At 32.3% G+C, this 23,244-nt stretch carries 18 protein-coding genes and 1 tRNA gene; 11 read left to right on the forward strand and 8 right to left on the reverse strand.

Features of this window, described 5'->3' with window-relative positions:
* Window positions 1-105: 105 nt before the first annotated feature.
* Both ybeY and FJV36_RS15185 read right to left on the reverse strand, forming a co-directional pair.
* Window positions 106-525 (reverse strand): rRNA maturation RNase YbeY, encoded by a 420-nt coding sequence (ybeY, locus tag FJV36_RS15180; RefSeq protein WP_158728041.1) that lies wholly within the window; start codon window positions 523-525, stop codon window positions 106-108.
* Entirely contained in the window at window positions 522-3,806 is a 3,285-nt protein-coding gene (locus FJV36_RS15185) for a DUF4175 family protein (protein WP_158728042.1), read from the reverse strand. The genes ybeY and FJV36_RS15185 overlap by 4 nt, the downstream gene beginning before the upstream one ends.
* 136 nt (window positions 3,807-3,942) lie before the next feature.
* Between FJV36_RS15185 and gltX the strand changes: the two genes are divergently transcribed.
* Complete coding sequence (gltX, locus tag FJV36_RS15190) at window positions 3,943-5,448, forward strand: glutamate--tRNA ligase (RefSeq protein WP_158728043.1); 1,506 nt, start codon at window positions 3,943-3,945, stop codon at window positions 5,446-5,448.
* Between the two features lie 116 nt (window positions 5,449-5,564).
* A complete protein-coding gene (locus FJV36_RS15195; protein ID WP_158728044.1) occupies window positions 5,565-6,554 on the forward strand; it encodes an SPFH domain-containing protein in 990 nt (329 codons plus the stop codon).
* A gap of 446 nt (window positions 6,555-7,000) precedes the next feature.
* Here the strand turns inward: FJV36_RS15195 and FJV36_RS15200 are convergent, their stop codons facing one another.
* On the reverse strand, window positions 7,001-9,091 hold the full coding sequence (locus FJV36_RS15200; protein WP_158728045.1) for a glutamine--tRNA ligase/YqeY domain fusion protein: 2,091 nt from the start codon (window positions 9,089-9,091) through the stop codon (window positions 7,001-7,003).
* A 122-nt stretch (window positions 9,092-9,213) separates the two neighbouring features.
* Between FJV36_RS15200 and folB the strand changes: the two genes are divergently transcribed.
* Both folB and FJV36_RS15210 read left to right on the forward strand, forming a co-directional pair.
* Window positions 9,214-9,573, forward strand: a complete 360-nt coding sequence (gene folB / locus FJV36_RS15205; protein ID WP_158728046.1) for a dihydroneopterin aldolase — start codon at window positions 9,214-9,216, stop codon at window positions 9,571-9,573.
* Between the two features lie 115 nt (window positions 9,574-9,688).
* Window positions 9,689-9,759: transfer RNA gene (locus FJV36_RS15210), tRNA-Cys, on the forward strand.
* A gap of 424 nt (window positions 9,760-10,183) precedes the next feature.
* On the opposite strand, the gene FJV36_RS15215 is transcribed toward FJV36_RS15210, so the two are convergent.
* The 3 genes from FJV36_RS15215 to rnr are packed head-to-tail and all read right to left on the reverse strand — an operon-like array spanning window position 10,184 to window position 13,818.
* On the reverse strand, window positions 10,184-10,864 hold the full coding sequence (locus FJV36_RS15215) for a LysE family translocator (protein WP_158728047.1): 681 nt from the start codon (window positions 10,862-10,864) through the stop codon (window positions 10,184-10,186).
* Window positions 10,865-10,906: 42 nt separating this feature from the next.
* Window positions 10,907-11,620 carry a head GIN domain-containing protein gene (locus FJV36_RS15220; protein WP_158728048.1) on the reverse strand — a complete coding sequence of 238 codons (714 nt, stop codon included), beginning with the start codon at window positions 11,618-11,620 and terminating at the stop codon, window positions 10,907-10,909.
* A gap of 5 nt (window positions 11,621-11,625) precedes the next feature.
* Entirely contained in the window at window positions 11,626-13,818 is a 2,193-nt protein-coding gene (rnr, locus tag FJV36_RS15225; RefSeq protein WP_086455301.1) for a ribonuclease R, read from the reverse strand.
* A gap of 119 nt (window positions 13,819-13,937) precedes the next feature.
* Here rnr and FJV36_RS15230 point away from each other — a divergent pair, with 119 nt between their 5' ends.
* Window positions 13,938-14,171, forward strand: a complete 234-nt coding sequence (locus tag FJV36_RS15230; protein WP_086455302.1) for a hypothetical protein — start codon at window positions 13,938-13,940, stop codon at window positions 14,169-14,171.
* Between the two features lie 730 nt (window positions 14,172-14,901).
* Entirely contained in the window at window positions 14,902-15,333 is a 432-nt protein-coding gene (gene rpiB / locus FJV36_RS15235) for a ribose 5-phosphate isomerase B (protein WP_086455338.1), read from the forward strand.
* Window positions 15,334-15,407: 74 nt separating this feature from the next.
* Here rpiB and FJV36_RS15240 read toward each other — a convergent pair whose 3' ends face one another.
* Window positions 15,408-15,671 (reverse strand): DUF1294 domain-containing protein, encoded by a 264-nt coding sequence (locus FJV36_RS15240; RefSeq protein WP_233264947.1) that lies wholly within the window; start codon window positions 15,669-15,671, stop codon window positions 15,408-15,410.
* An 80-nt stretch (window positions 15,672-15,751) separates the two neighbouring features.
* On the opposite strand from FJV36_RS15240, the gene FJV36_RS15245 reads away from it, so the two are divergent.
* Window positions 15,752-17,875 (forward strand): Tex family protein, encoded by a 2,124-nt coding sequence (locus tag FJV36_RS15245; protein WP_158728050.1) that lies wholly within the window; start codon window positions 15,752-15,754, stop codon window positions 17,873-17,875.
* Between the two features lie 72 nt (window positions 17,876-17,947).
* Here FJV36_RS15245 and FJV36_RS15250 read toward each other — a convergent pair whose 3' ends face one another.
* The gene (locus tag FJV36_RS15250) at window positions 17,948-18,148 is read right to left on the reverse strand and encodes a twin-arginine translocase TatA/TatE family subunit (RefSeq protein WP_086455335.1); all 201 of its coding nucleotides are present in this window, start codon (window positions 18,146-18,148) and stop codon (window positions 17,948-17,950) included.
* Between the two features lie 192 nt (window positions 18,149-18,340).
* On the opposite strand from FJV36_RS15250, the gene FJV36_RS15255 reads away from it, so the two are divergent.
* Genes FJV36_RS15255 through FJV36_RS15270 form a run of 4 tightly spaced genes read left to right on the forward strand, consistent with a single transcriptional unit; the run spans window position 18,341 to window position 23,104 of the window.
* Window positions 18,341-18,847, forward strand: a complete 507-nt coding sequence (locus tag FJV36_RS15255) for a peptidase (RefSeq protein WP_158728051.1) — start codon at window positions 18,341-18,343, stop codon at window positions 18,845-18,847.
* 27 nt (window positions 18,848-18,874) lie between these two features.
* Window positions 18,875-20,386, forward strand: coding sequence for a GH3 auxin-responsive promoter family protein (locus FJV36_RS15260; RefSeq protein WP_158728052.1), 1,512 nt, complete (start codon window positions 18,875-18,877; stop codon window positions 20,384-20,386).
* A 36-nt stretch (window positions 20,387-20,422) separates the two neighbouring features.
* Window positions 20,423-22,102, forward strand: coding sequence for a hypothetical protein (locus FJV36_RS15265; protein WP_158728053.1), 1,680 nt, complete (start codon window positions 20,423-20,425; stop codon window positions 22,100-22,102).
* A 9-nt stretch (window positions 22,103-22,111) separates the two neighbouring features.
* Window positions 22,112-23,104: a hypothetical protein gene (locus FJV36_RS15270; RefSeq protein ID WP_158728054.1), complete on the forward strand. Its 993-nt coding sequence runs from the start codon at window positions 22,112-22,114 to the stop codon at window positions 23,102-23,104.
* Window positions 23,105-23,244 lie beyond the last annotated feature (140 nt).

Here is a 23,244-nt window from a genome sequence, read left to right on the forward strand (position 1 = left end):
CGTGGAACTATATAACAGTTGATACTATATTATGTTTCACGTGGAACAATAAAATACTACTAAAAAATTGTGTTCCACGTGGAACGAAATAGAATAAATAAAAGATTAGTGTTCCACGTGAAACATAACTATCTTTTCATCTTCTTTCTTTCTCATTAATAATGATTCAGAATCACTCTTGTCTTTATAACCGCAATAATGAAGTATACCGTGCGCTAAGACTCTTTTTAATTCTTGATCAAAACTTACCTCGAAGTCATTAGAATTATCTTGAACACGTTCAATGGAAATGAAAATATCTCCATTTAATTCATTACCTATAGAGTAATCAAAACTAATGATATCTGTAAGAGTATCGTGATTAAGGTACTCAAGATTAATTTTGTGAAGGTATTCATCATCACAAAAAATATAATTTATTTCTCCTTCCTTTTTATTTTCTGAAACTATTACAGCAGACAACCATGTAGCATAACTATCTTCATTGTCTAATATGAACGTGGATTCGTAATTAAAATTGATCATTTGCTTTTAAAATAAACTTGAACTTTAGTGTTAAAATTAGAGCGCAAAGGTAGGGATTGTCTATTTAAAATCTCTTTACTATTTAAATATTCTAATAAAGCAGCTGGAACCCTATTTGAACTACCCTTAAATTCTTTTTGATTTGTATCTGATTGTCTTTTTGTATCTTCACCTTGTTCTTGAATAGCTGTCTTAAGCTTGAGTAGTTCTTGTTTAATATTCAAAACACGTTGCATATTTTCATTATTAAAACCCTTATTAAGCAACTGCTTTTCTAAAGCTTTCATTTGCTCTAAAGCATTCTGAGCTTTAGCTCCAATGCCTTTATTGTTAAGTTCATTTTGTAGCGACTCTCTCAACTGGCGTTGTTCTTTATAAATATCCATAATATCTTGAGCTTCTCCCTCACCAGTTTCACCTTTTGATCCAGATTGAGATGATTTTCCACTACTACCCGGTTTAGGGGTGTTACCACTCTTTTGACCTTGCTTCATTTTATCGGCTAAGCCATCCATCTTTTTAATAATATCTGGAAGTTGCATTCCTTCATTACTTCCGGGTTTAGGCTTACCTTTACCCATACCCGACATCTGTGATTGCATACTGCTTAAAATAGAACTTAAAAAATCAGCTAATTTATTAGCGCTCGAAACTGTGTACTGTTGATGAGATAGCCCTTTTGAAATTTGAGCATCGGTAAAATTACTAAGTGACTTATCTAAATTATACGACACAGCTCCAATTTCTTTCGTAATGTCATCTGTAAATCTTGGATTTCTAAGTGATATTGCAAACAAACTATCATCGGCATATTTGAACTGTTGTTTCAAATCTTGCTGGATTTTAATGTTTTTATTAAACGCAGGTGAACCTGGTTTAAACTTTTTAAACTGATACATTAGGTCTTCTTGAGTCAATGAAAATGATAGCAAATTATCTAAAATTTGTCTCAACATAGCAACGTCCTCCTGCATTTGTTCTTGTTCAGCAGACTCCATTTCTTGCGCCATTTCTTGCGCCATTTGTTTCATCTTTTTAGATGCGTTCTTTTGATTTGATTTAGCTTTTACTTTGTTATTTTTTGATAATTCAGAAATAGCTTTATTCAATTCCTCATCAACATCTTTATTTTTAGAATCTGAATTTGGTAAAGATAAAGGTGCTTTTAAATCTTTATTCTCTTTAGACAATGCATCCAGTTCTTTCTTTAAAGAATTAAATTCATCGTTAATCTCTTTCTGGTTTTCGGTTTTATTGAGTTTATCATCATTATATAAATTCTCTTGCTTATTAGCTAATTTTGAAAGTTGCTCTTGTAGTTGTTCCGCTTTCTTTTCTACATAATATTTTTTTGTAAGCTCAACTAATTGTTCCAAACTCTTAACTTGATTCTTACTGTTTTGTTTAAATTTTTCTAACTTAGAAAACAATTGATCATTCTGCATTTTCTCCGTTAAGGATTTTAATTCGTCTAATAACTTATCATTTTTATCTAAATCTTTCTCGGCTTTCTCTAAACGTTTTTGAAGCTCTTCTTTAAAAGGATCTTTCTTTTCCGTTTTAAATTGAGAAAGGTTTTCATTCATTTTTCTTGTAAAATCTTTCATAGCACCATCCTGTTTCGATTGACGTTGCATAAAATCATCCAATTTTTGTTGGTCTTTAAAATCCAGATTATCCTTTTCTTTGCCTAGTTGTTGCAATTTATCTAAAGACGAAAATTGTTTATCTTGTTGCTTTAAAGATTTAGAAAGTCCAGAAACATTACGGGACTGCGACTCTAAAACTTCAGCTACTTTTTCCTCTTCAGTTACTACCCTATTTGAGAAAATAGAAGACTTTGAACTTTTGAAATTATGCAAAGCATCAGTATCAAAAACTTCAAAATAATATTCATAATCTACACATTCAATAACAGGTAAATTGCTAGGAAAAGCAAAGACAAACTGATCAAACGATGCTTTCTTAACAGCAATAGTTCCACGTTTAACCTGCGATGGATTCTTACGATCATAATAAACAATTTGTAGTTTCGAAAGTCCATAATCATCAGAGACTTGACCAATAACAAAATTCGCACTAACATTGAGACTATCCGGAGCCTTAGATACCATGATAGATGGAAACTGATCTGCTATTGTGTTAATTTCATAATTGAGTTTCTCAAAATTAGTAACAGCATTATTAGAAGTAGTAATTTGATAATCCAGATTTCTAGAAATTCGTTTAGCTAATTGGAAAGTATTATTAGATTTAACGAAAATAGATTTTTGATTATCTTCAATAAAAGCTACAGATTGTGTTTTAGATGTGTTCAATTTCCATGTAACCACTGTACCTTCAGGAACCATAGCATTACCTGTGCCTTTGATAATTTCAGAATTTTTATTTAGATAACCCGGAAATTGTAAATACATTTCAAAGTCGGCAATAGAAGGAACTTCAATTACATTCAATTCATAATCTGGGGATAAAACTCCGTTAGCCTCCACGTGAAACAATAAAGACTGAATAGGTTTTGTAATTTTAAATGAAAACTCTCCTTGGGCATCCTGTTCCATAAAATAACTTTCATTATTTAAAAAAACGATAATGTTTTCAGGCATTACTTTACCAACTGTTTTCAAACGTAAAGTAAAATCAGAACCTTGCTCTACTTGTAAATATTTGTTGAGAATAATAAATTTAAATGGCGCTGGTGGCTGAAAAGGGGAACTAAAATTAACAACACGATTTAAACTTTGAGAAATAACAGCACTGTTTCCCGTGAAATAAATAAGAAAGACCAAAATTATAGGAGCTAACGCTAAAGGATAAAACTTAGAATTTGCTTTAAAATTAATAGCATTCCCAAAAGGAATTGGAGAAAGTGTATTGGATTTTTGCTCAATAGAAGCTAAAACTAGTTCCGAAGATACTGAAGATTGATCTTGAGATAGCTGTAAAAAATTGATCAATTTATCTTGAACTTCAGAAAAGTGGGTTCCAATTATAGCTGAAGCTACTTTATAATCAATACCCGATTTTAATTTAAAAAGCTTAAAAATTGGAATCAAAATAAAACGAAAGAACAAATAAGCTTCTACAATTATAAATAGAACAAATAAAAACGTTCTATAACTAGGTTTAAGCCATAAAAAGTATTCAATAAAAAGGGTAAGTAAAAAATAAATTAGACCTAAACCAATAAAGAAAAGTGATCCTTTAATGAGTTCATTGGTATAATACTTTTTAATAAAAGCTTCTAGTTTATCGTAAATAACATGCTGACTTTTAAGCATAATATTGGTATTTATTTAACCTATAAAACTAATAATTTTAATTGATGCAGAATATCAATTTAAGTTAAATAAATATACCAAAATAAGAAAAGCGTAATAAATGTATAGAATTGTATCTTTGCAATAAAAAAAATCGATGTCTAAACAAGTTCGTGTGCGTTTTGCACCAAGTCCAACTGGACCTTTACATATTGGCGGAGTTCGTACCGCATTATTCAATTATTTGTTTGCGAAGAAAAACAATGGTGTTTTCTTTTTACGAATTGAAGATACAGACCAAAATAGATTTGTTCCTGGTGCCGAAGAATATATCATGGAAGCATTAGAATGGTTAGGAATTGCTCCTAATGAAACGATTGGTAAAAACGAAAAATTTGGACCTTACCGTCAAAGCGAAAGAAAAGATATATACCAAAAATATGCAGCTGAATTAATCAATTCAGGCGATGCGTATTATGCATTTGATACCGCAGAAGCCTTAGATGCGGCTAGAAAATTAGAAGAAGAACAAGGAAAAACGTTTATGTACAATCATACTAACAGAGAAAAATTAGATACTTCTCTAGTAATTTCTACTGAAGAAGCTGCAAAAAGAATTGCTGCTGGAGAACATTATGTAATACGTTTTAAAACACCAGTGAATGAAACTTTGCATTTACATGATATTATTCGTGGTGATGTAAAATTTGAAACGAATCTTTTAGACGATAAAGTATTGTTTAAAAGTGACGGCATGCCAACGTATCATTTGGCTAATATAGTAGATGATCACTTAATGGAAACTTCGCATGTTATTCGTGGTGAAGAATGGTTGCCTTCAATGCCTTTACACGTTTTATTGTACAGAGCATTTGGTTGGGAAGCACCGGAATTTGCACATTTACCGCTAATCATGAAACCTATTGGTAACGGAAAATTATCAAAACGTGATGGAGATAAAATGGGATTCCCTGTATTTCCATTAGATTGGAAAACAGAAGAAGGAGTTTCATCAGGTTATAGAGAGAAAGGATTTTTCCCAGAAGCGGTCTTAAACTTTTTAGCTTTACTAGGTTGGAACGACGGAACAGATAAAGAATTATTCACATTAGAAGAACTAGTTACAGCATTTGACTTAAATAGGGTTCACAAATCTGGAGCAAAATTTGATCCTGAAAAAAATAAATGGTTCAATCACCAGTATTTAATCAAACAAGAGGATGCTACTTTAGCAAGAGCCTTCTCCCCTATTTTGCTTGAAAAAGGTTTTGATGTCGAAGAAACAAAGCTTACTAAAATAGTTTCCTTGATTAAAGAACGTGCCCATTTTGTAACAGAATTTCGGGAAATGAGTGATTTCTTCTTTGTAACTCCAACCAGTTATGATGAAAAAGCAAGCAAAAACTGGAAAGCTGAAACTCCTGCACTAATGCAAGAATTAATATCTGTAGTGGAGGAAATTACCGATTTCACATCTGCGAATATTGAAACCATAGTAAAAGACTGGATGACGAAAAACGAAATTGGGATGGGCAAAGTTATGCAACCATTTCGTTTAAGTTTAGTTGGCGCCTTAAAAGGCCCACACCTTTTTGATATTGTGGAAGTAATTGGAAAAGAAGAAACTATTTCAAGAATTCAGAAAGCAATAGAAAATTTGTAAAAACATATAAAACGCCTCAAATTTAAGGCGTTTTTTTATGCAAAATAAAGAAAGATAAATACGATAATTTGTAAAGTATAATTTGTAAATTTATAATTAAACTAAATCAAATTATTATGAACATTGCATTAATTGTAATTTTGGTCTTTGGACTATTCATTTTGTTATCCTCATTTTTTACGGTAAAACAACAAACGGCTGTAGTAATAGAACGCTTTGGAAAATTCTTAAGCATTAGACAGTCCGGATTACAACTCAAAATTCCTATTATAGACAGAATTGCCGGAAGAGTAAATTTAAAAATCCAACAATTAGATGTTATCATTGAAACGAAAACTAAAGATAACGTATTTGTAAAACTAAAAGTTTCGGTACAATTTATGGTTATCAAAGAAACCGTTTATGATGCCTTTTACAAATTAGAATATCCACACGATCAAATTACGTCTTATGTATTTGATGTAGTACGTGCCGAAGTACCAAAATTAAAACTAGACGATGTTTTTGAAAGAAAAGATGATATTGCTATTGCCGTAAAAAGAGAATTAAATGAGGCTATGACAACTTATGGTTACACAATCATAAACACTTTAGTCACTGATATTGATCCAGATATACAAGTTAAAAATGCAATGAACCGTATTAATGCAGCTGATAGAGAAAAAACCGTGGCAGAATTTGAAGCTGAAGCATCACGTATTAGAATTGTTGCAAAAGCCGAAGCTGAAGCAGAAAGTAAGCGATTACAAGGACAAGGTATTGCTAACCAACGAAGAGAAATTGCAAAAGGTCTTGTGGAAAGTGTGGATGTATTGAATAGAGTTGGTATAAATTCACAAGAAGCATCGGCTTTAATAGTAGTAACGCAACATTATGATACATTGCAAGCCATAGGTGCCGATACAAATTCGAATTTAATTTTATTACCAAATTCACCACAAGCAGGAAGCGATATGTTGAATAATATGATTGCATCATTTTCAGCTTCCAACCAAGTTGGTGAACTAATGAAAAAAAGAAATGAAAAAGATCACAGATCGAAAGATCATAAAATAGAAAACCACAGTTCAACTGATCATTCCGAAATTCAGGATAAAGCAGAATAAAAAATTAAAGAGGCCAAGTGCCTCTTTTTTTTGTGCCATCATTATTTTTGAAACTAAAATAAAAAATGAACTCCTCACCTACTCTTTCATTTTTTTAATAAAATGGTAACCAAAATTATTTTAGCTTTTTAAAAAATAATTTTCACGTGGAAAAACAAAAAAAGTACATTTTCGAAATTCGTACAGCCTATTGGAACAAATATGTACAAAAAGTAACTGTTTTTACGTCAAAAACTAATTATAACCTCTTGATTGAACGAAATTTTTAAAAACATACAAATTGATGACTAAATAAAATTAACGTCTTAAAATTAAAATATAAACGTCAATTTTAATAAATAAAAATAATAATTGTTTAAATTAGAATAGAAATTAATAATAATAAGAAAACTCCCGATTAAAGGAGTTCTAGTATTGATAATATCTATAATAAAAAAAGTGATTTTCTAATTTAATAAAGCAAGCACTTTTTCGTTTTTTTCTACATTTTTCAATTCTGATAAAATTGCTTCAAATAAAACTAAATTATCAGTATCATTTTTCAAATTCAGAATTGCAGCCACTCGCACCGACGACAATTGACTTTTTAATGACATAGTATAAAATTTTTGAACCATATCTGCATCAAACGAATTAATTTCAACTTTATCAGAATATTGAACAATCAAATTAGCAAATAACAAAGCATTGTTATCATTTTTGATATTTTTGGTAACCGTTTGAACTAACAAACTATAGTTATCAACACTCTTAATGTTTTCAATAATAGGAATTAAAAGAGCAGCTGCGGCAGTTTCATCTTTTTCCTTAACGTACTTATTCAGATCTTTTTGAGTGTTCATCAAAAGATTTTCTTCTTTTTTGCCCTTTTCTTCCCAAGCATCTTTTAATCCAACCGTTTTGTTGAAAATAATGGTCTCAACAGAAGAGTCTTTATCAACATTAAAATATCCTAAACGCTGAAATTGAAATTTATCACCCGCTTTCACAGTAGCTAAACTGGGCTCTACATATCCTTTTACAACCTGAAGTGAATTCGGATTCATAAAATCTAAGAAGTTTTTATCCTTATGACTGTCAGGTGCTTGGTCTAAAAACAATCTGTCATACAAACGAACTTCAGTTTCTAAAGCATGAGCAACTGAAACCCAATGCAAGGTACCCGCAACTTTACGTTGGCTAGCTTCACTTCCACTTCCACTCTTACTATCTGCATCATAGGTAGCATGTATTTCAATAATTTCTCCTGAATCATCTCTTACAACGGATTCACCTTTAATTATATAGGCATTTTTTAAACGTACTTCACGACCAATACTTAATCTAAAAAATTTAGCAGGAGCATCTTCTAAAAAGTCTTCTCTTTCAATAAACAAAGTCTTTGAAAAAGGTACTTTTCTGAAACCAGCACTTTCATCTTCTTGATTATTCTCAGCATCCAGCCACTCTTCTTTACCTTCCGGATAGTTGGTAATAACCAACTTTATTGGGTCTAAAACAGCCATTACACGTGGCGCAGTTTTATTTAAATCTTCGCGTAAGCAAAATTCTAACAACGAATAATCGATGATATTTTCGCGTTTAGCAACTCCGATAATTTCGCAAAATTTACGAATAGAATTAGCAGTATAACCTCGTCTGCGTAAACCAGAAATAGTTGGCATTCTAGGATCATCCCAACCGTTTACAAAATTTTCTTGAACCAATTGGAGTAATTTACGCTTACTCATTACAGTATAATTCAAGTTCAAACGAGCAAATTCATATTGATTTGGACGCACTTTCGTATCGTCATAAATTTGATCTAAAAACCAATTGTACAACTCACGGTGCATTACAAATTCTAGAGTACAAATTGAATGTGAAATTTGTTCTATAAAATCGCTTTCTCCATGAGCATAATCATACATAGGATAGATTTTCCAATCATTACCTGTTCTATGATGATGACGATGTAAGACTCTATACATCAATGGATCACGCATCAACATATTAGTAGAAGCCATATCAATTTTGGCACGCAAAACATGACTTCCTTCCGGAAAATCTCCATTTTTCATACCTTCAAATAAAGTTAAATTCTCCTCAACTGAACGATTTCTATAAGGTCCATCAACACCAGGTTGCGTAGGTGTTCCTTTTTGAGCAGCCATTTCTTCAGAAGACTGACTGTCTACATACGCCTTTCCATTTTTAATCATAATTACTGCCCAATCATACAATTGCTGAAAGTAATCAGATGCGTAACGTTCTTCAGCCCAGTTAAAGCCCAACCAATCTAAGTCTTCTTTGATAGCATCAACATACTCCTGCTCTTCTTTGGCTGGATTAGTATCATCAAAACGTAGATTAACTGGAGCATTATACTTTAGACCTAATCCAAAATTCAAGCAAATAGATTTGGCATGACCAATGTGCAAATAACCATTAGGTTCTGGTGGAAAACGGAAACGTAATTTATCTTGAGGAAAACCGTTTGTTAAACTGTCTTCAATGATTTGTTCTATAAAATGGAGTGATTTTTCTTCAGTTGACATCTTTTTGTTTTATTTTAGCAAAGATAAAAAAAACTTTAAGGTTTGAGTTTAATGTTTACATTGAAACCAATTAATAGCTGGGATTTCAGCAGTATCTTTATACATAAAACTAACAATCAAAAATGGGAATAATAAAACTTAAAAATATCAGAACGTTCTCTTATCACGGTTGCTTGATCGAGGAGGGAAAAATAGGATCAGACTATCTCGTTAATCTAGAAGTAAAAACAGATTTACGTAAATCAAGTATATCTGACGATTTAAAAGATACAGTAGATTATGTGCTGTTAAACCGCATTGTAATGGAAGAAATGGACATACGATCAGATTTACTGGAGCATGTGGCGCATAGAATTGTAAATCGTATTTTTAATGAAATCGCAGCCATATCAAGAATTGTGGTTCAGGTTTCAAAACTAAATCCTCCTATTGGTGGTGACGTTGAAGCAGTTACTATTGAAATGGAAGAATATAGAAATTAATTTCTGTCATTCTAAATAAAGAAAATTACTTTGTAATAGAATTATATGTTTTATTTAGAAATTGAAACTTGCATTTAAGAAATTTTATAGTACATTTGCAAACCAATTAAATATTGGCGTCGTGGCCGAGCGGCTAGGCTGGGCTCTGCAAAAGCTCCTACTCCGGTTCGAATCCGGACGATGCCTCTAAAACCTTCAAGGAAACTTGAGGGTTTTTTTGTGATTTACTTTTAGAAAAAATAAAGTAAAATAATGGTTCGAATCCGTCCCGAAACTTCGAGAGATGCCTCTAAAACCTTTAAGGACACTTGAGGTTTTTTTTGTGATTTATTTTAAAAACATAAGGTCAAAGGAAGGTCCGAAAACGTACCTAAGTTTATGGATATAAACCACTTAACTTCAATCAAACTTGAGTTTTTTTTATGGTTTATAGTTTGAAAAATTATTTTTTTTTAAACCATTAAGGTATTAAGAAAATTAAGAGTGAACCAAAAAGAATAATAAATAGCCTATTGATATATAAACCTTAAATGACTTATATGTTCAAATAAAAAAGCCCTGACACTAATGTATTAGAATCAAGGCTTTGTTAATTAAAAAGAACTTAAAATTACTTATTCTCTATTTTTTCAAATGCTTTTTTAACCAATTCTTTTTCTTCGGGAAACCAACCTTGCGTGATTAATACTATCCCAAAAACCATCATTACTACACTTATTCCTTTTTTAATTTTAAGAATATTTACTGGTGTAAGTTTAGTTTTTAATTGTTTGGCTAACAATATTTTAAAACAATCAATGATTAAATAACTTAGTATTACAGAAATAAAAAACGTTATCATTCTAGAAGTTTGCATCTCCAGTTTTGGTCCCACAGATATAATAATGGCAACCCAAAAACCTAGAACGCCTATGTTGATAAAGTTGAGTAAAAAGCCTTTAACAAAAAGACTTATGTAATTTTTTTTGACAATTTCTTTGTCAATAATATCGGTATTTATTTTTTGTTCTTTTTTTAATTGAACAAAAGAAATAATGCCGTACGCTAACATAATAACACCACCAAAAATGAATAATGCCGGTTGGTCTTTGATACTTTGTATTAATCTGTAACTTCCTAAATACGCAATAGCAATAAAAAAAATATCTCCTAATACAACACCTAAATCAAAAACTAAAGCGGCTCTGAATCCTTTTATAATACTGGTTTCAAGTAGTATAAAAAAAACAGGGCCTATCATAAAACTAAGAAATATTCCCCAAGGAATACCAGCTAAAATATCGTTTATCATTCAAAATTAAAATTTGTTGCCTGTAAATATACCAAGGATTATCTATTTTTCTTGAATTTTACCACCTATGAAAACTTCTTTGTTAATTTGTTTGGGTTTACCATAAATAAAAATAGAACCTCCGGCACGAACTTTTGCATCTACGAGCGTGGTAGCATAAACATCTGCTTCACCACCTGCAGAGACACTTATGGCGGTTTGTGTAGTAATTAATTCTTTGGAGCTTAAAGTACCTCCAGATGTAATTATAATGTCCTGATTTGTTGCTTTTCCAGTTAAGGTAACAATTCCACCAGCATTGACTTTTACATTGACTTTTTGTACGTTTAAATCTAAAATAACTTCGCCACCAGATGTTGCATTTACGGCTAAACTGGTCTGTTTAAAATCATATTCACTAGAAACATAAGCACCTTCACTTACTGAAATTTCTTCAATTTTATTAAAATACAATTTTACAGTGATGTCATTACCAGAAAGTAATTTTGGGAACGGCATCCTTATTTTTAAAATTCCGTTTTTATTTACCGTCTCTAATTCTTCAGATCGATCACCTGTAATAACAATCTTGTTTTCCGAAGCTGGAATTAATACAACTTTAATCTTATCAAAAACTTTAACTTCATCAAAATCACCTAGATTTCTAGATACTTGAGCATTCGTAATTTGACTTAAAATTACAAATGCAAGTAGCACTATTTTTTTAGTCCAATTTCTAAAATTACTTTTTTGGTATTCCTGAATCTTTAATTTCATTTTTTTTACTTTATAGGTTCGCTAACTCTTCTTAAAAAATTAAAATCCAATTGTTTTTTAACTAAATCGGCATTTTTAACTTTAACGAAAATTTCATCTCCTAATTGCAATATCTTACCAGAAGTTGCTCCTGTTAATGCATATTGTTTTTCATCGAAAGTGTAATAATCATCACGTATGTCTCGAATACGAACCATTCCTTCGCACTTATTTTCGATAATTTCAACATAAATTCCCCATTCTGTCACACCCGAAATCACACCCAAAAACTCTTGATCCTGATGATCTTGCATGTATTTTACTTGCATGTATTTGATAGAATCACGTTCCGCATTGGTTGCCAAACCTTCCATAGTTGAGGAATGTAAACATTTGGTTTCATACGTTTCTTCATCTACTGATTTTCCTCCATCAAGGTAAAACTGTAACAAACGGTGCACCATAACATCTGGATAACGACGTATTGGCGATGTAAAATGAGAATAATAATCAAAAGCAAGTCCGTAATGACCAATGTTATCTGTAGAATATTTGGCTTTACTCATACTTCTAATAGCCAGTGTATCAATTAAATTTTGCTCTTTTTTACCATTAACATCAGCCATTAATTGATTCAAAGATTTCGAAATATCCCCTTTGTTTCTGAAATCAATTTTGTAACCAAACTTAGCAATTACGGTTTGCATGGCTATTAATTTATCTTCATTAGGCTCATCATGGATTCTATAAATAAAGGTTTTCTTTTGTTTACCAATGTATTCTGCTACTTTTTTATTTGCCAAAAGCATAAACTCTTCAATCAAATGATTGGCATCTTTTGAAACTTTAAAGTAAACTCCTTGTGGTTCACCCGCATCGTCTAAATTGAATTTTACTTCGACTTTGTCAAAAGAGATGGCACCATCAGCCATTCTCTTTTTTCTAAAAATCTTAGCTATTTCATCCATTTTAAGCGTTGCTGCAACAATTTCTGCAGGAACTTGATATGATGCTCCAGTGATCGAAATTTCTACAGGAATAACATCTTGTTTCGTTTCTATGATGTGTTGCGCTTCTTCGTAAGCAAAACGTTGATCCGAGAAAATTACCGTTCGACCAAACCACTGGTTTACCACTTGCGCTTTATCAGTAATTTCAAATATGGCCGAAAACGTATATTTCTCTTCATGCGGACGTAAGGAACACGCAAAGTTTGACAACACCTCAGGTAACATAGGTACTACTCTATCCACTAAATAAACCGATGTGGCACGTTGATAAGCTTCATCATCAAGGATGGTTCCTTCTTCTAAATAATAAGATACATCGGCAATGTGAATTCCAATTTCGAAATTTCCATTTTCTAATTCTTTGAAAGACAAAGCATCATCAAAATCTTTAGCATCTTTTGGATCTATGGTAAAAGTCAATGTATCACGCATATCACGACGATTGGCAATTTCTTCTTCCGTAATCGAAGTATCTATTTTTTGTGCATAAGTTTCAACTTCAATAGGAAACTCTGATGGTAAACCGTATTCAGCCAAAATAGCATGAATCTCCGTATCATGTTCACCTGGTTTACCTAAAACTTTAACAACGGTCCCAAACGGACTATCAGCACGTTTTGGCCAATCTTCAATATGTACCAAAACTACATCACCTTGCTCCGCCTCTCCTATTTTATCCTTTGGAATAAAAATATCAGTATACATTTTTGGATTCGCAGTAGAGACAAAAGCAAAATTAGCTTGGATATCAATTACGCCTACAAAATCTGTTTTGTGTCGTTCTATGACTTCAATAACTTCACCTTCAGGACGTTTTCCTTTTCTACGGTTGTACACGTAAACTTTAACAATATCTTTATCTAAAGCATGATTCAAGTTTGCGGTAGGAATAAAAACATCATCCTCAAGATCTGGACAAACAAAAAAGGCTGTTTTACGACCCGTCATGTCTATTTTACCTTCGTAATAATCTTGACTAGCAGCTTTTACCAAAAATTTACCTGGTTCCGACTCAATAATCTTATTTTGTGAGGCTAAAATCTTTAAATCTTTTATTATTTGATTTCTACTCTCTGTATCATCAAGCTCCAACTTTGCTCCTATTTGTTTATAATTGAATGCTTTATTAGCACTTTGCGATAGTATTTTTAATATTTTATCCGTGAAATCTTTCCCTTTCTTTATCGGCTTTCTTAATCTTTTACTCATAAATCTTGTTCTTAAAAGTCTAAAATTACGAAATACTAAAGTGTTATCACTAAAATAGCGCTAGATTTAAATAAAATATAACTTTACGTAATAGTTGTATCTTTATAAAAACTATACCAATGGAAGCATTTAAAACGATTGCTATATTCAATTACGCACACGAAATTGTGGTCATCAAACATTTATTAGAGCAAGAAGCAATTGCTTTTTTTTTCGAAAACGAAAATCTCATAGCAGTCGATCCGTTTGGCAGTTTTGCATACGGCGGAATCAAACTCAAAATTCATCAAAACGATTTTGAAAAAGTGCAAGCTCTTTTGGATCACTTGAACAACAATTTGAAAATCGTTTGAGATCAATTTTAAAAATTTTTGAATTTTCTTTTTTCAAAGTTGTGAACATATATTTAAATAAACAAAAAGAAAAATTAAATTTTAAATCCTTCTTGGTTGTTATTATAGTGTGTTAATAATGGCAATAAATTTTTTAAAAATGATATTGAAAATCAGTTTTAAGATGTTATTTAGACTTATCAACATACTTATATTAGATTAATCTATTGATTTTAAAATAGTTTCTATTTTTAATTAACAACGGTTGATAATTACAAATGAAATGTATTTGTAAATAAGTAATTTTTTAAAATTAGTTAATAAAGTACTTTTGAGTATTGATAACTTTTCTAAAAATTCAGCAAACTAAATTAGGAATTAATAAGTCAGTTTTGGATTAGTTATTTTTTTCATTTTACCAAAAAATAGTTCTTATTTTCTATCTCAAGTTATCAACATTTTATGTTAACTTAAAGTTATCTGAATATCAAGCATTTGCATTTTGGTATTAACAACGTAAAATTTATAATTTATAATTTTAATTGTCATATTGATTTACAGTTATTTACAATTAATTTGATATTGTTAATAACTACTAACTACCTTATAATTAATACTTTAAATAAAAATGTTTTTTAACACGTAATAATGTTAATAAGAATCAATTTTCCTCAATAAACTTAGCTGTATTTACTCCTTAATAGTAGAATAGTTTCTCTAAATTTGCAACACACAACTTAAAACATACAAAATGAAAATTTCAATAGGAAACGATCACGCCGGACCAGATTACAAAAAGGCAATTGTTGAAATGCTTATCGCAAAAGGACATCAAATAACCAATTATGGAACTGATTCAGTTGATAGTGTTGATTATCCTGATTTTGGACATCCAGTAGCTACTGATGTTACAGAAGGTAAAGCTGATTTAGGAATTGTAATTTGCGGAAGCGGAAACGGAATTGCAATGACTGTTAATAAACATGCTCAAGTTCGTGCAGCTTTGTGTTGGACTAAAGAAATTGCAGTTTTAGCGCGCCAACATAATGATGCTAATATTATTAGTATTCCTGCTCGTTTCACTTCAATTCCACAAGTATTAGAAATGGTTGAAGCTTTTATTACTACTGATTTTGAAGGTGGCAGACACCAAAATCGTGTCAATAAAATAGCCTGTCCATAAAATTTTGGCTGCTTCGCAGCTTTATAATTACATCAAGCTCGGTTTTTCACTGGGCTTTTTTTATTTTCTATTGACTAAATTAATGTTTTATCACTTAAAATTCCAAAGTTAAAACATAGATAGAGCAGTGCAATTTGTAAAGTAGCAAGTAACCAAAACTTCCATAAATAGCTTTTTTTGGCTGTTTTATGTCTAAAAAGTAGCATTGCAATTCCGGAACCAAATGTTCCGCCTAGAAATACAAAACTCAAAAGAGTACGTTCAGGTATTCTTTTTTTGTGATTTGTAGCTAAAAATTTATCATAACCTATGCTCACAAAAGCGATTAGGTTAATCATAAAAAAGAAACAGAATAAAACAGTCATTTGATTTAAATTAAAGTCAAAGATATTATTTTAGCATTTAGAAAATAGAGACAATGACAAATATAGATTTCATAAAAAAACAGGTTGCTACAGTAGCCATAAACATTCAAAAAACAGTTCAACTTTTACAAGAAGATTGTACGATTCCGTTTATTTCCCGTTATCGAAAAGATACTACTGGAAATCTAGATGAAGTACAAATTGAACACATTGCCAAGCTTCAAAAAGAATACGAAGCGATTGTAAAACGCAAAGAAGGGATCGTAAAATCAATTGAAGAGCAAAACGGATTAACGCCAGAATTAGACAAAAAAATACAACAAAGTTTTGATTTACAAGAATTAGAAGATTTGTATTTGCCTTTCAAAAAGAAGAAAAAAACCAAAGCTGATGTGGCTCGAGAAAATGGTTTAGAACCATTAGCGAAAATCATCATGGCTCAAAACAAAGAGGATATTGATTTCCTAGCAACGAAATATTTGAACGATAGTGTCCATAATGAAGATGCTGCTTTGCAGGGTGCAAGGGATATTATTGCCGAATGGATCAACGAAAATATTTTTGTTCGTAAACAGTTGCGTCGTTTGTATGAGCGCAAAGCAACCATCACGACCAAAGTAGTAAAAACCAAAAAAGACGAAGAAGGCGCTCAAAAATTCAACCAATATTTTGATTGGTCTGAACCGTTAACAAAAGCACCTTCGCATAGATTATTAGCAATGCTTCGTGCCGAAAATGAGGGTTTTATCAAGTTTAAAGTAGAAGTAGATCTTGATGAAGCCTATGATATTATTGACGAATTGGTTTTAAAAGGAGACAGTCCAGCCACGCCACACGTACAATTAGCCATTGAAGACAGCTACAAACGATTGCTAAATCCTGCTATTTCAAACGAAGCTTTGCAAGAAGCGAAAGCCAAGGCTGATGCCAATTCGATTCAGGTTTTTGCTACCAATTTAGGGCAGTTATTGCTTGCGCCACCGTTGGGTGAAAAAAGAATTTTAGCCATCGACCCAGGATTTCGTTCAGGTTGTAAAGTAGTATGCTTAGACGAAAAAGGCGATTTAATTTACAATGAAACCATTTATCCGCACGCGCCACAAAACGAAACCGCTATGGCCATGAAAAAGATAAAATCGATGGTAAACGCCTATAATATTGATGCTATTTCAATAGGTAACGGAACAGCATCGCGCGAAACCGAATTCTTTATTAAAAAAATTGCTTTTGATAGAACGGTTCAGGTTTTCATTGTTTCAGAGGCGGGTGCTTCGGTGTATTCCGCTTCCAAAATTGCTCGTGAAGAATTCCCAAATTATGATGTAACCGTGAGAGGCTCAGTTTCTATCGGTCGCCGATTGAGTGATCCTTTGGCCGAGTTGGTAAAAATTGATCCAAAAGCCATTGGCGTAGGCCAATACCAGCACGATGTGGATCAAAGTAAATTGAAAGAAGAACTGGATACTACTGTGGTTCGTTGCGTGAATTCAGTTGGAGTAAACATCAACACTGCGAGTAAACATTTGTTGAGTTATGTGAGTGGAATAGGCGAGAAGCTAGCCGAAAATATTGTGAATTACCGTTCAGAAAATGGTCCTTTTGAGGATCGAAAACAACTCAAAAAAGTACCTCGTTTGGGCGAAAAAGCTTTTCAGCAAGGGGCTGCTTTTATTCGAATTAAAGACGGGAAAAATCCATTGGATAACTCAGCCGTTCACCCCGAAGCTTATTCAATTGTGGAAAAAATGGCCAAAGATTTGAAGCTGAAAGTCACTGATTTGATTGCTAACAAAGAGAAAACAGCCTTAATTAAACCAGAAAATTACATTACGGCTGAAATAGGTTTATTGACTTTAAAAGACATTATTAAAGAATTAGAAAAACCCGGTTTAGACCCTAGAAAAGCTGCAAAAGTTTTCGAATTTGATCCGAATGTAAAAACCATTAAAGATGTTAGGACTGGAATGATTTTGAACGGAATTGTTAATAACATTACTAATTTTGGTTGTTTTGTAGACTTGGGTATTAAAGAAAGTGGTTTGGTACACATTTCTCAACTCAAAGCCGGTTTTGTAAGCGATGTCAACGAAGTGGTCAAGTTACACCAGCATGTTACTGTAAAAGTAACCGAAGTAGATGAGGATAGAAAGCGAATTCAGTTGACGATGGTTTTGTAAAATAAAAAAGCCCTAGTTCTTAAAATGAATTAAGAACTAGGGCTTTCTAAAATATTGTTTTTTAAAAAAAGATTACTCTTTTGTTTCTTCTTTTTTACTTAAAGTCTGGCTGTCTTCTTTTGCAGCATTCTTAAATTCCTTGATCCCACCACCAAGACCTTTCATTAATTCCGGTATCTTTTTACCACCAAAAAGGAGTAAAACAACAGCAATGATTAAAATCCATTCTGAACCACCCGGCATGAAACCTAAAGTTATGTTTAAAAAGTTCATATCTCTAATATTTAAATATAAGTTACAAAGGTAAATAGAAATATGCATCCTAAATTTTTTTTGTTCAGTTTTTTTTGATTCAATCACCGTTAAAAATTTACTAAATGTGGTATTTTTATTTTAACGGCTTGTAAAAACTAGTAAATACAAGCAATAACAATTATTGTTATATTTGTTTGATAAACAAATTCTATGTCCAAGAAAAGACTAAAACGTAAATTTATAAAGGAAAATTTATTCAATAAGAGGCGTTTAATTATCTTAAACGAGGATACTTTTGAAGAAACTTTTTCCTTGAAACTTACTTTAATGAATGTATTTGTAGTAGCGAGTGTAGGGGCAATACTTATTATAATTGTTACTACTTTTATAATTGCATTTACTCCTTTAAGAGAGTTTATACCAGGCTATTCGTCGTCAAAATTAAAAAGAGAAGCCATAGAACTTGCTTTAAAATCAGATTCTTTGTCTAAGGCTATTAAACAAAATGAGGATTATTTGAACGGAATAAAAAAGGTATTGACTGGAAAATTAGAATACGCAAAATTCAACAAGGATTCCATTTTAGAATCGGCAACTACTTCAGATAAAGAAATAGACTTGTCCGCTACTGATGCGGAGTTGGAGTTACGAGAACAAGTTGCACTTGAGGACCAAAAAGCAAAATCATCAGGTTCTAAAACTAAAAAGTCAAACTAAAAATCTTTAAAAAGAAGCACTTACATAATGTCAATAAAATCATTTGCTGCAAAATTATTTGCACATAAAATATACCAGAAAACGCAAAAATGGGCAGCAGAACCAGTTGCTACACAGCAAAAAGTATTGCAACAGTTAATTGCTCAAGCAAGCACTACTCAGTTTGGAAAAGACCATCATTTTGAAAGTATAAAAACCGAAAAAGACTTTGCAAAGCAAGTACCTATTCGAGATTATGAGGCGTTAAAACCTTATGTTGACCGAGTGGTACAAGGCGAAGCAGATATTCTATGGAAAGGGAAACCTTTGTATTTTGCTAAGACATCAGGAACAACATCCGGAGCAAAGTATATTCCGTTGACTAAGGAATCAATGCCGTATCATATTGAGGCTGCTCGCAACGCGATCTTGCATTACATTCATGAAACCGGAAATGCAGATTTTGTAGATGGTAAAATGATTTTCTTGCAAGGAAGCCCGATCTTAGAAGAAAAAAACGGAATAAAATTAGGGCGCTTATCCGGAATTGTAGCACATTTTGTTCCAAAATACCTTCAAAAAAATAGAATGCCATCTTGGGAAACCAATTGTATTGAAGATTGGGAAACCAAAGTAAATGCCATTGTAGAGGAAACGTTTCACGAGAATATGGCTGTGATTTCAGGTATACCTTCTTGGGTGCAAATGTATTTTGAGAAGTTGCATCAAAAAGGAGGGAAGCCTGTGGGCGAAATTTTTAAAAACTTTAATTTGTTCATTTACGGCGGTGTGAATTATGAACCGTATCGGGCGAAGTTTGAGAATTTAATAGGTCGAAAAGTAGACAGCATTGAATTATTTCCAGCTTCGGAAGGATTTTTTGCGTATCAAGATTCTCAAAAGGAAAAAGGAATGCTGCTACTATTGAACTCCGGAATTTTTTATGAGTTTATCAAAAGTGACGAATTTTATACCGATCCCGATGGTTCGGGACCAAGACGATACACCATTGGCGAAGTTGAATTGAGTCTAAATTATGTTTTAATTATTTCAACCAATGCAGGACTTTGGGGGTATAATATTGGTGATACCGTTCAGTTTACGAGTTTAAAACCGTATCGCGTCATTGTATCTGGCAGAATCAAACATTACATATCGGCTTTTGGAGAACATGTTATTGGTAAGGAAGTAGAAAGTGCTTTGCAAGAAGCTATTACTGGAACATCAATCAGAATTAATGAATTTACAGTAGCCCCACAAATCACGCCAGCCGAGGGATTACCGTATCACGAATGGTTTATAGAATTTGATTCCGAAGGATCCGGAGAACCAGAAAATTTAGAGAATTTTGCGGAAGCGCTGGACAATGCCATGCGAAAACAAAACATGTATTATGATGATTTGATTGTGGGCAAGGTGTTGCAAAAAGTGGTGGTTACCAAAGTAGTTAAAAACGGTTTTCAAGAATACATGAAATCGATTGGGAAATTAGGGGGTCAAAACAAAATTCCAAGACTTTCGAATGATAGAAAGATAGTGGATTTGTTAAAAAGAGAATAAATGTCATACCTTTGCAGGTTAGAAAATAAGTAGAAAATGAAAGAAACAAAAAATATATCGCGCTCAAGAGCACAAGAATCATCGGCAGCAATTGAAAAAATGTACATTACCATGCGCCACCTTTTTAATAGAGGATTTTACAAGCCAATGGGAGTATCTGGTGATACACTTCGCGAGGCGTTACTTGCTTTACGACCAGAAATTTATGGTAATATTGCCGAAGAGAAAGTAGAATTGAACGGACTTTTATACGTAATTGAACGACTTCCGGTAGGAATTGAAGAATGCCGTTTTATCAATCTTACTTCAGACGAAGGTTACTCTAAATCGCATTTTCAAGCTATTGTTCCTCCAAAAAGACGTCGTAATTGCTACCGAATTGATGAGGAGCAAATGAATGTCGAAATTACAAGAGGGCGATCAGATATTTACGATATTTTAACGCACTTGACCTTCATATTTATTGAATCGCACAAAATCAGGAACCGTGTTTTACTGGATGATGCTGGTGAGGTTTCTCGTGACTGGTACAAACTAGAACAGGCAGTTTCTCAAAAGAAAAAGCTTACGCAAGTAGAGAAAGAAAAAGCCATCTCGCATGCAGCTAACATATTAGGTAGAACTTTTGCTGAGGTTTTGGATATTTATGATGCCTTTGGTTCAGCAGCTGCACCAGACCGTTTTTTACATGTGATTTATTGGTTAGGAAAATTAGCTATTGAAGAAATAGTTGATGATAATAAGAGAACAATCACTTTTAGTCCTATTTTAAGAGAACGTTTGGGACACCACATTCATGGCGAAGTTTGGGCTACCAATATTAAAGAGGTTTTAAAAGAAAATCAACTTTTAGACCGACCAATTCATGTAATCAGTGCTAATATGCACAGTGTGATGAATTCGATTTTTGCAACTGAAGTTTTAAAAACAAAGTTCAAAGACAAATCGGATTTCTTTATTTATGAAGAGCTAAGTAGATCAGGAGCTGATGAGGTACGCAATCAAGTTACTGCAGTTGCATTGAAACAAGGAATGATTTCTTTGCCAGATTCCTCAGGAACTAATATTGATGTACAAATTTTTGATACAGCTAAAATCAATTGGGCTAAAACATCATTTCCTAGTGCCAAGACTGATGATAAAAAACCAGTTTTAATAGTGATGGATTATGCTTTTGGGGAGCAAGCCTATGAGACAATTGACGAGTTGTTGAAACCTTTTAAGAAAGACACTTTATTAAACGTAGAATCGGTTTCTATTATGGGTAAAGCAGGAATTTTAGAGGGAGGAAAAGGAGATATCATGATTCCAAATGCGCATATAAATGAAGGAACTGCAGACAATTATTTTTTTGAAAACGAACTAACGGCTGAGATGTTTGAAGGAAATGACATTGCTGTTTTTGCGGGACCAATGGTAACTGTTTTGGGAACTTCATTACAGAACAGAGATTTATTAAAGTTTTTCCACGAGTCTACTTGGGGAATTATTGGTCTTGAAATGGAAGGTTCTTATTATCAAAAGGCCATTCAATCTGCCTCAAAAATTAGAAGAAGTGTTCCTCATGACATCAAAGTACGTTATGCCTATTATGCCTCAGATAATCCGCTTGAAACAGGAAGTACTCTTGCCTCTGGAGGATTAGGTACAACAGGTGTAAAACCTACTTACTTGATTACAATTAAAATATTGGAACAAATTTTCAACGTAAAATAAAACTTATAAATGAGTACAAATGTACCCAATACTACTGAAGAACAAGAAATTGACTTTACTCATATCTCGAAAAAAATAGGTGCTTTATTAGATAATTTTAGCACTTATTTGTTCAGATGTATTCATTTTTTTGTCAAAAATGCTCGCATTATTCTTATTCTTTTTATAATAGGTGTTGGACTAGGAGTATATCTAGATTACAGCAATAAAATTTATAAAAGTGAGGTTACGGTGGCTCCAAACTTTGGTAGTACAGATTATTTGTATTCAAAGATTGATCTATTAAGTGCAAAGTTTAGGGAGCGTGACACTCTTTTTTTGAAAGCACTAGGTATAAAGCAGGCTGATAAAATAACCAAAATTACTATAGAACCTGTTGTAGATGTTTACAATTTTATCAATAACAGCGAACAAAATTTCGAATTATTGAAATTGATGGCTGAAGATGGCGATTTAAAAGCAATTGTAAAAGAGACAACAACTAGTAAAAACTATGATTTTCATACCATAACGTTTGTAACAAAAGGAAAGGCAAATAGTAAAATTACTATTCAACCCATTTTAAATTATTTGAATTCAAGCGAGTATTATAAGCAAGTTCAGCAGGTTTCTGTCCAGAATATTCGAAACAAAATCAAAATTAATGATGGAATCGTTGGTCAAATAGATGGTATTTTAAGTGCTGTTTCGGAGTCGGCTACTGGCAAAAATCAAAAAAGCAATAGTCTAGTGTATTATAACGAAAATACACAGTTGAATGATGTGATTAAAACTAAAGAACTACTAATAAAGGAAAACGGTATTTTGAAAGTTTCGTTGTTGTCATCAAATAAAATTGTTAAGGATATTAGTGCCGTATTAAATATGGAAAGCTCGGGGCTTATCAATGGTAAATTAAAATTGATTTTGCCTTTACTATTTATATTCCTTTTTATTGCTATCCGGCTATTTACAGCTTTTTACAAAAAGCAATATATAAAAGCAGAACTAAGAGCCTCATAATACTATCGGTATGTAAGGAATAATATAAGCATGAACAGGATCACGCTTGCATCTACTTATGCTGGCAATATGCAAACAATTGAGATCTATTGCACAACCCATAGTAAAAAGGGTTTATGACACTCATTTATTAGACATTA

This window comes from Flavobacterium sp. I-STPP5a, from assembly GCF_009764685.1.
In the GTDB taxonomy this organism is placed as follows: Bacteria; Bacteroidota; Bacteroidia; order Flavobacteriales; family Flavobacteriaceae; genus Flavobacterium.

Coding starts and splice junctions, on each gene's coding strand:
- FJV36_RS15260 (WP_158728052.1), top strand. CDS start 18,875: ATGTCAATAAAATCATTTGCTGCAAAATTATTTGCACATAAAATATAC.
- rpiB (WP_086455338.1), top strand. CDS start 14,902: ATGAAAATTTCAATAGGAAACGATCACGCCGGACCAGATTACAAAAAG.
- FJV36_RS15255 (WP_158728051.1), top strand. CDS start 18,341: ATGTCCAAGAAAAGACTAAAACGTAAATTTATAAAGGAAAATTTATTC.
- FJV36_RS15185 (WP_158728042.1), bottom strand. CDS start 3,806: ATGCTTAAAAGTCAGCATGTTATTTACGATAAACTAGAAGCTTTTATT.
- folB (WP_158728046.1), top strand. CDS start 9,214: ATGGGAATAATAAAACTTAAAAATATCAGAACGTTCTCTTATCACGGT.
- FJV36_RS15250 (WP_086455335.1), bottom strand. CDS start 18,148: ATGAACTTTTTAAACATAACTTTAGGTTTCATGCCGGGTGGTTCAGAA.
- FJV36_RS15200 (WP_158728045.1), bottom strand. CDS start 9,091: ATGTCAACTGAAGAAAAATCACTCCATTTTATAGAACAAATCATTGAA.
- FJV36_RS15220 (WP_158728048.1), bottom strand. CDS start 11,620: ATGAAATTAAAGATTCAGGAATACCAAAAAAGTAATTTTAGAAATTGG.
- ybeY (WP_158728041.1), bottom strand. CDS start 525: ATGATCAATTTTAATTACGAATCCACGTTCATATTAGACAATGAAGAT.
- FJV36_RS15240 (WP_233264947.1), bottom strand. CDS start 15,671: ATGATTAACCTAATCGCTTTTGTGAGCATAGGTTATGATAAATTTTTA.
- FJV36_RS15230 (WP_086455302.1), top strand. CDS start 13,938: ATGGAAGCATTTAAAACGATTGCTATATTCAATTACGCACACGAAATT.
- FJV36_RS15245 (WP_158728050.1), top strand. CDS start 15,752: ATGACAAATATAGATTTCATAAAAAAACAGGTTGCTACAGTAGCCATA.
- rnr (WP_086455301.1), bottom strand. CDS start 13,818: ATGAGTAAAAGATTAAGAAAGCCGATAAAGAAAGGGAAAGATTTCACG.
- FJV36_RS15265 (WP_158728053.1), top strand. CDS start 20,423: ATGAAAGAAACAAAAAATATATCGCGCTCAAGAGCACAAGAATCATCG.
- FJV36_RS15270 (WP_158728054.1), top strand. CDS start 22,112: ATGAGTACAAATGTACCCAATACTACTGAAGAACAAGAAATTGACTTT.
- FJV36_RS15195 (WP_158728044.1), top strand. CDS start 5,565: ATGAACATTGCATTAATTGTAATTTTGGTCTTTGGACTATTCATTTTG.
- FJV36_RS15215 (WP_158728047.1), bottom strand. CDS start 10,864: ATGATAAACGATATTTTAGCTGGTATTCCTTGGGGAATATTTCTTAGT.
- gltX (WP_158728043.1), top strand. CDS start 3,943: ATGTCTAAACAAGTTCGTGTGCGTTTTGCACCAAGTCCAACTGGACCT.